Raw genomic sequence first — 6211 nt, 5'->3', positions numbered from 1 at the left:
CCAAACTCAGGCGTTCGTCAAGTCGACAGACGGGCGTCTTAAGCTCTTCCTCCTGCCGCCGTACTCGCCGGAACTAAATCCGGACGAATGGGTCTGGAAGAGCGTCAAGCATGATCGAATCGGCCGAATGGCAGCACGCACTCGCAACGAGATACGAGCCGGGATCAAGGATGCTTTCGCTCGACTCGTTGCAGGTCCCGAACTCGTTCGCAGTTTCTTCAAGTCTCCCGATCTTGCCTATATAGGCTCCAGTATTCTAGTTTCGTGTTAGTAGTCTTCACGCTATCGGGCCGTCCCTGGGGTGTTCGCGCTTTTATGGACACTCTATCTCTGGTCAGTGGTCATAGGCGATCAGGGAGCAGCTGTCCTTTGAGGGTCTCGTCGACCGATTCGATCAGTTGACGGATCTTCTTCAGGAGCGGCTCTCACCCGCGCGGGTCGTCTCGTCCTTGCGGGACGGACGTAACAGGGTGATCGTCTGCTCGGCGAGCCCGGTCTCGAATGCCTTGCCCGCGAATCCCTCGTCCGCGATCAGCACGAGCCGGTCCCGGCCGGCGAGCACGGGACGGTCCGCGGCGAGCATCGCGGCCAGCACCTCCCGCTCCCCGATCTTCGGGTTCGCCAGCGCCCACAGGATCGGCATACCGGTCGGGGTGCACACCGGGTACAGCGTGAGACCCAGTAGAACCCCGAGTGCGACGCACAGTAGCCGTAGCCGGCCCACCCGGCCAGCTCAGAACGCTTCACCGCCGGCCGGGACATCCCATACGGCATCGGGGTCGCATCCGTGATCCAGTGGTCGTCGAACCAGAAGTCACTGTCGGCCGCGACCCACCGGATCGCGTCCTTGACCAGCGGCAACGCTGACTTCAACCGCTGGAGATACCCCGAGTGGCCGGGGAGGTAGACAAAAAGGATCGTGACCTGGGTCACGTTGGCCATCAACGGCATATGTATCGCTTTTGACATTTTACCATGGGAGGAGGAACTTGCATGACTGGGGGTCAATTACGTGCTACCAGACGAGCCGGGGTGTCGGCCGCGCGCGATGGACCACGCCTGCCCCACTCGGCGCCGCGGGTGGCACAGAGGCTTCAGTCGTTACCGTGGCGGGCGGCGACCGATGATTGCCGGGAAATCGATTTGATCGTAGCCATGACGGGCAACCATGTTGCGACCCCGGCAGGCATCCGCGCGAGCAAGAAGGTTGGCGCGATTCGGCTCGAAATGGTTGGGCGATGGAAGACATCCGGCGCCGCACAAGAACGATCGGTTACACGATTTTACAAGGAGTTCGTGAGCAAGTCAGTAATCGCCAGGGCGGTTTCCCATGTTTCCGGTGATGGTGGGGAGAATTCTTGGTCTCGCGACAACGATGGCAAGAATCTGGATCACAGAACTCTCGCGGTGCTGCAAGACGCGTCGAAGGCAAAGGCGGTGCCGGGTCGCCCGCTGTGGCCGTCACCGACCCGGGTCTGCCGGTGGCGCGGGTTCATCCTCGACGTGGCTCCGCGGCAGTTGTCGTCCGAGGCCGCCTTGAGGACAGGGGAAATCGCGCGGGACGTGATCGTCCGCGAGCTCGACGTGAGATCGAGTGCGATCGGCGTCAGCCGGCTGCTGCGCACCGAGCGATTCCCCGCAAATGCTCGCCGGAACCACGTGGGCGCCGGTCGGGCAGACCCCTGTCGTCACGAACACCGGTACCGCCACTCGCTCACCATACTCTCCGCAGCGTCCGCTCACGCACAGCCACGGCCCGGCTCATGTGCCGTACGCACGCCGGCCGCGTCCAGCGCCCCGGTCCACAGGACCACCGGGCGAAGCAGGCGCTGACGGGCGTGGCCGAACCGGCCGCCGACCCGGAGCTGCGACACCTTCTTGCGGCAATCCCCGCTTCAGGTCACGTTCTTAGGCCACAGTCCTGGCGTCGTCATCGCCCACGTGCGCCGTCTCGATGGCACCGCCGCGAGCGTCCTCGGCGACCGCTCTGCAGCGGCAAGTGTCCCAAAGCAGCCGATCCGTGATCCCCTGGCAACTCCGTGACCGGCACTGCAGCCAGCAACACCAGGACCTGACCGTGTCTCGTATTTTTAGGAGATTGGGGTATGTCATGAGCTTGTTTGAGCGAGACAAGCCACTGTCCGACCTTGCGGCTCTCTACGATGAATGTCGCCGAGGCCAGGAACGGATAGCACTGATATCCGGCGCGGCGGGAACCGGCAAGACAGAGATTATCCGGACATTCACCGAAGACGCCTTAGTCGCAGATGCCATTCATTGCGTAGCAATCGCCTCCGCCGTGGATCACGCTCTTCCCTTCGGCACCATATGGCAGCTTTTCATGAGCCCACAGCTGCCAACAAAGGCGCGGGAACAAGCGGATCGGCTGTTGAATTTCGAAGCCCTGGCCGCCAAGTCCGGCACTCCTGGCCAAAATGAGATGAACACCGAGAAATATCTGGCTTACCTCTCTCACATTTTGAGCAGACTTCTCTTGGACGTCACGGAAGAGACGAATCGTCCGCTGCTCATGGTCGTGGACGATGCACACAACGCCGACCAGGAGTCACTGCAGTGCCTCTCGTCGATCATCGACCGGCTCCGGCAGGCCCGGTTCATGGTGATGGTCAGCGCCACCGACGGACCGCAATCGTTCAGTCCGGCGTTCCTCGGCGGACTGCCCCCGGCGCCTCACTGCCGGCACATCCATCTGGACCTGCTGACCGAGAACGGCGTGGAGAGCACGCTCGTCGAGCAGATCTGCGGCACCGTGGCAAAGCAGGTTGCCGCTGAGTTTCATGCCATCAGCGGCGGTAATCCGACGATGGTGCGCGGTCTTGTCGACGACTACTTCCGGTCCGGTCAGGGCACAGAACCCGGCCGGCGGGCAATTGGACCGGAAACTATCCGTGCATTCCGGTCCATACTACATCGACGCGACTCTGCCATGCTTGAACTGGCGCAGTGGTTGGCGATTCTGGGAGATTCGGGAACGCCTTCGGCGGCTGGGATCCTCGCGGGTCTTGATAGCGACTCGACGGTACGGGCGCTGAACGCGCTCGACAACACCGGGTGCTTCGCGAGCGGCCGCTTCCGGCATCCGGCGCTGCACAATGCCGTACTGGATGGGCTGACTCCCTGTGCACAGGCTGCCATGCATGCGCGGGCGGCGGACCTCCTCCGGATCGAGGGCGCGTCGCTCCGCGTCGTCGCCGATCACCTTGTCGCTGCGGGGAAGCCCCAGGCGACCTGGGCGGTATCGGCTCTGAACGAGGCCGCAGAGCACGCTCTGTCGAGCGGGGAGGTGAGACGGGCGCTGAGTTACCTGCGGCTTGCGCGCCGCCTCCCGGCCCAGGCCCCTCACAGCGACCACACCAAGGCACTACTGGCGCGGGCGGAATGGCGACTGAATCCCGCCCTCACGATGCGTCACGGAGCAGAGGTGATCAGCACCATCCTTTCCGGTGGCGACCCCTCCGGACAGGACCTGCCTGCCTGGGTGAGCCGCTTGATGTGGTTCGGCCGCGAGGACGACGCGCGCGAGACGCTCAAGCGCATCAGCGATCCGAAGAAGGAAATCGATCAGCACACAGCCGACCGGCTCGACGCCATTCGGCTGGGACTCTCCTACATGTTCCCGTCCGGCGAAGAGCCGGAGCGGAGAGCTACCGCATTGGCCCGAGGCCAGTCTGCGCCGGCGTCGAACAACCCCATGCGCCAAGCCGTCGCGCTGCTCGTGAGGACCCTCACGGACGGTCCCGGAGAGCCGACGGTCGCCGCCGAGCAGCTCATTGAGCAAAGCACTTTGAGTGAGCCCGCTTTCGGCGCTGTCGCCTCTGCGCTCGGCGCTCTCGTCTATGGTGAGCGGCTTGGCACCGCGGACACGTGGTGCCAAACCTTCCAGCGGGATGCCGCAGCGCAGGAGGCACCCGTCTGGCAGGCGGTGTTCGCCGCCCTTCGCTCCATGATCGCGCTGCGGCAGGGCGATCTGGTCTCGGCGGAGACTCACGCCGGCCGGGCTTTGCAGCTCATCCCGGCCGAGGGATGGGGCATCGGCATCCTCATCCCGCTCAGCGTTCTGGTCAATACGGCGACCATGATGGGCAGACACAAGAAGGCGCTCACCCATCTGCGCACCCCCGTCCCCGATGTCCTGCTCAAAACGCCCATCGGAATTCACTATCTGCAAGCTCGCGGCCGCTTTTACCTTGCGCGAAAGAATTTCCCTAGCGCCTTGAATGAGTTCCAGCTCGTCTCCGACCTGGTCACCCGGTGGAACCTCGACCTCCCTGCACTGGTGCCCTGGCGGACCGATGCCGCACTCGTCCACCTCGGGCTTCGACGCAGAGAGCAAGCACATCAGTTGGCGTTGGAGCAGCTGAAGATGCTCACCCTTGCGCACACGAGGGAACGCGGTATCTCGTTGCGTGTACTGGCCGCGTCCGGTGATCCGGCCAAGCGGCGGGCGCACCTCAGGCAATCGGTGCAGGAACTCCAGCATTCCGGCGACCGGCTCGAACTCGCCCGGGCACTGGCAGACCTGGGCCGGGAATATCACGCGTCGGGCGAGACAGGCCGGGCGAGGGACATCAGATCCCGAGCACATCGGATTGCCAAGCAATGCGGCGCGACCGTCATCACCGATACATCCTTCCCGGCCGAGGACACCGGCTCTCGTGCTGGTGAGGACAAGAAACACGACGCCGGGGCCCACGAACGATACCGAACCCTGAGCAAGAGAGAGCAACGGGTAGCGGCCCTCGCCGCTGATGGCTACAGCAACCGGGAGATCGCCCGCCAACTCTTCATCACGACCAGCACGGTCGAGCAGCACCTCACCAGGGTGTACAGCAAGCTGAACATCAGCTGCCGCAGCGACCTGCCAGTCCCGGCCCATGGGTCGTGAACCTGGATCCACCGATGACGTCGGTGATTCGGCGGTGGCCAAGAGCGTGTCGTGACCGATCTTTCGCAAGGGCTGTCTCGAGCTTGCAGCGGCGGTGGTTCCGCTCGTTGTTTCAGTCCAGCTGGCTGCGGATCTCGCGGGCGAGGTCGATCGAGGCGTCGATCTCGACCTTGCGGTTGGTGAGGCTTTCGACGTTGATCCCGAACGGCAGGCCGAGCCGGCGGCAGAACCCGATGAGAACTCGGGCGATGACGACGCACTGCTCGTATGACGCTGTCAGCGGGTCGCCGGACCGGGTGATCTCGGTCCGCAGCCAGCCGGGGACCTCGATGCCGAGCCAGGACATGAACTCCAGGGTCTTCACCGAGCCGCACGGCGCGAGGGACAGCACGACCGGCGCCGGGTCCAGACCTTGGTCCCGGCAGCCGTAGGCGTAGTCGGACAGGAGGTTCCGAGTGTGGTCTAGGTCGTAACAGATCTGGGAGACGAAGAACTCGCAGCCCGCATCCTGCTTGCGCAGCATGCGGTGGTGCTCTGCCCCCGCATGCGCGTGCCGCTCGGCGATCGCAACGCCGCCCATGCGTGGCGGGCGCAACAGCCCAGCGCGCCGGTGGTAGGCCTCGGAAAGGCTCGTCCGCACCACCTGGTGCCGGGATGCTGCCCCGACCAGCACGGTCAGCACCCGGTCGCGGCAGGCCTCCGACAGCCACTGGCCCAGCTCGTCCCCGGTGTACTTGCTCACAGCGCGGTAGACGACGACGGGCCCGGCCCAGTCGGCCAGATGCCGGTCGAGGAAGACGGCCGGATCCATCATCGGCATGAACGGGAACGGCCGCAGGGCCGAGGACCGGTCCGCTTCGGCATCCACATCGTAGAGAAGGAGCCCGTCGACCTGCACTGACCGGAGCCGGGTCAAGGCCGCCTCGGCGACAGCGTCCGCCTGTTCTGAGGTGGTGGTCGCCCGCGGCGGCGTCAGGCCGTAGAGCAGCACGCCGCCACGGGTCCTAGCCAAAAGTTCGGCGGCACTGGTGGTTTCGTGAGAAGCCATCCATCAATTATGTCAGTCGCCGGGCGTGGTCAGCGCCTAGTGGTTGAGGCTGGACGTTTCTCGGGCGTCGTCAGGCCGCTTGCGACAGGGACTGGGTGACGGCGGCCTGGCGTGTCTCTTCAGGGAAGCGGGCGAGGTCCCGTTCAAGATCGGTGGCGGTGTACTTCCACCTGAACGGTGTGGCGTCGGTGTTGTGGCGGTCGATGAACGCCTGCAGGGTGTCGGCGAGTGCCTCGGTGCTGGCGAAGTCGTTCGGG

The 6211-nt window shown here is 64.5% G+C and carries 3 protein-coding genes and 2 pseudogenes; 2 read left to right on the top strand and 3 right to left on the bottom strand.

The features are described 5' to 3' along the window. Positions 1 to 110, top strand: a pseudogene (locus MJ797_RS27685) (transposase); the annotation flags it as partial. A 302-nt stretch (positions 111 to 412) separates the two neighbouring features. On the opposite strand, the gene MJ797_RS25435 reads toward MJ797_RS27685, so the two are convergent. Next, the gene (locus tag MJ797_RS25435) at positions 413 to 724 is read right to left on the bottom strand and encodes a hypothetical protein (RefSeq protein WP_239342071.1); all 312 of its coding nucleotides are present in this window, start codon (positions 722 to 724) and stop codon (positions 413 to 415) included. A gap of 1386 nt (positions 725 to 2110) precedes the next feature. Here MJ797_RS25435 and MJ797_RS25430 point away from each other — a divergent pair. Beyond that, positions 2111 to 4906 carry an AAA family ATPase gene (locus tag MJ797_RS25430; protein WP_239342069.1) on the top strand — a complete coding sequence of 932 codons (2796 nt, stop codon included), beginning with the start codon at positions 2111 to 2113 and terminating at the stop codon, positions 4904 to 4906. Between the two features lie 112 nt (positions 4907 to 5018). Here the strand turns inward: MJ797_RS25430 and MJ797_RS25425 are convergent, their stop codons facing one another. Beyond that, positions 5019 to 5954: a methylenetetrahydrofolate reductase gene (locus tag MJ797_RS25425; RefSeq protein ID WP_239342067.1), complete on the bottom strand. Its 936-nt coding sequence runs from the start codon at positions 5952 to 5954 to the stop codon at positions 5019 to 5021. A gap of 70 nt (positions 5955 to 6024) precedes the next feature. Beyond that, positions 6025 to 6211 (bottom strand): annotated as a pseudogene (locus MJ797_RS25420) (IS630 family transposase); the annotation flags it as partial.

It is taken from the genome of Protofrankia sp. CiP3 (genome assembly GCF_917627345.1).
Classification (GTDB): domain Bacteria; phylum Actinomycetota; class Actinomycetes; order Frankiales; family Frankiaceae; genus Protofrankia.
This window is presented reverse-complemented; position numbering and strand designations above follow the sequence as displayed.

Excerpts from the sequence above, each read along its gene's own strand:
- MJ797_RS25430 (WP_239342069.1), top strand. The coding sequence starts at position 2,111 with ATGAGCTTGTTTGAGCGAGACAAGCCACTGTCCGACCTTGCGGCTCTC.
- MJ797_RS25425 (WP_239342067.1), bottom strand. The coding sequence starts at position 5,954 with ATGGCTTCTCACGAAACCACCAGTGCCGCCGAACTTTTGGCTAGGACC.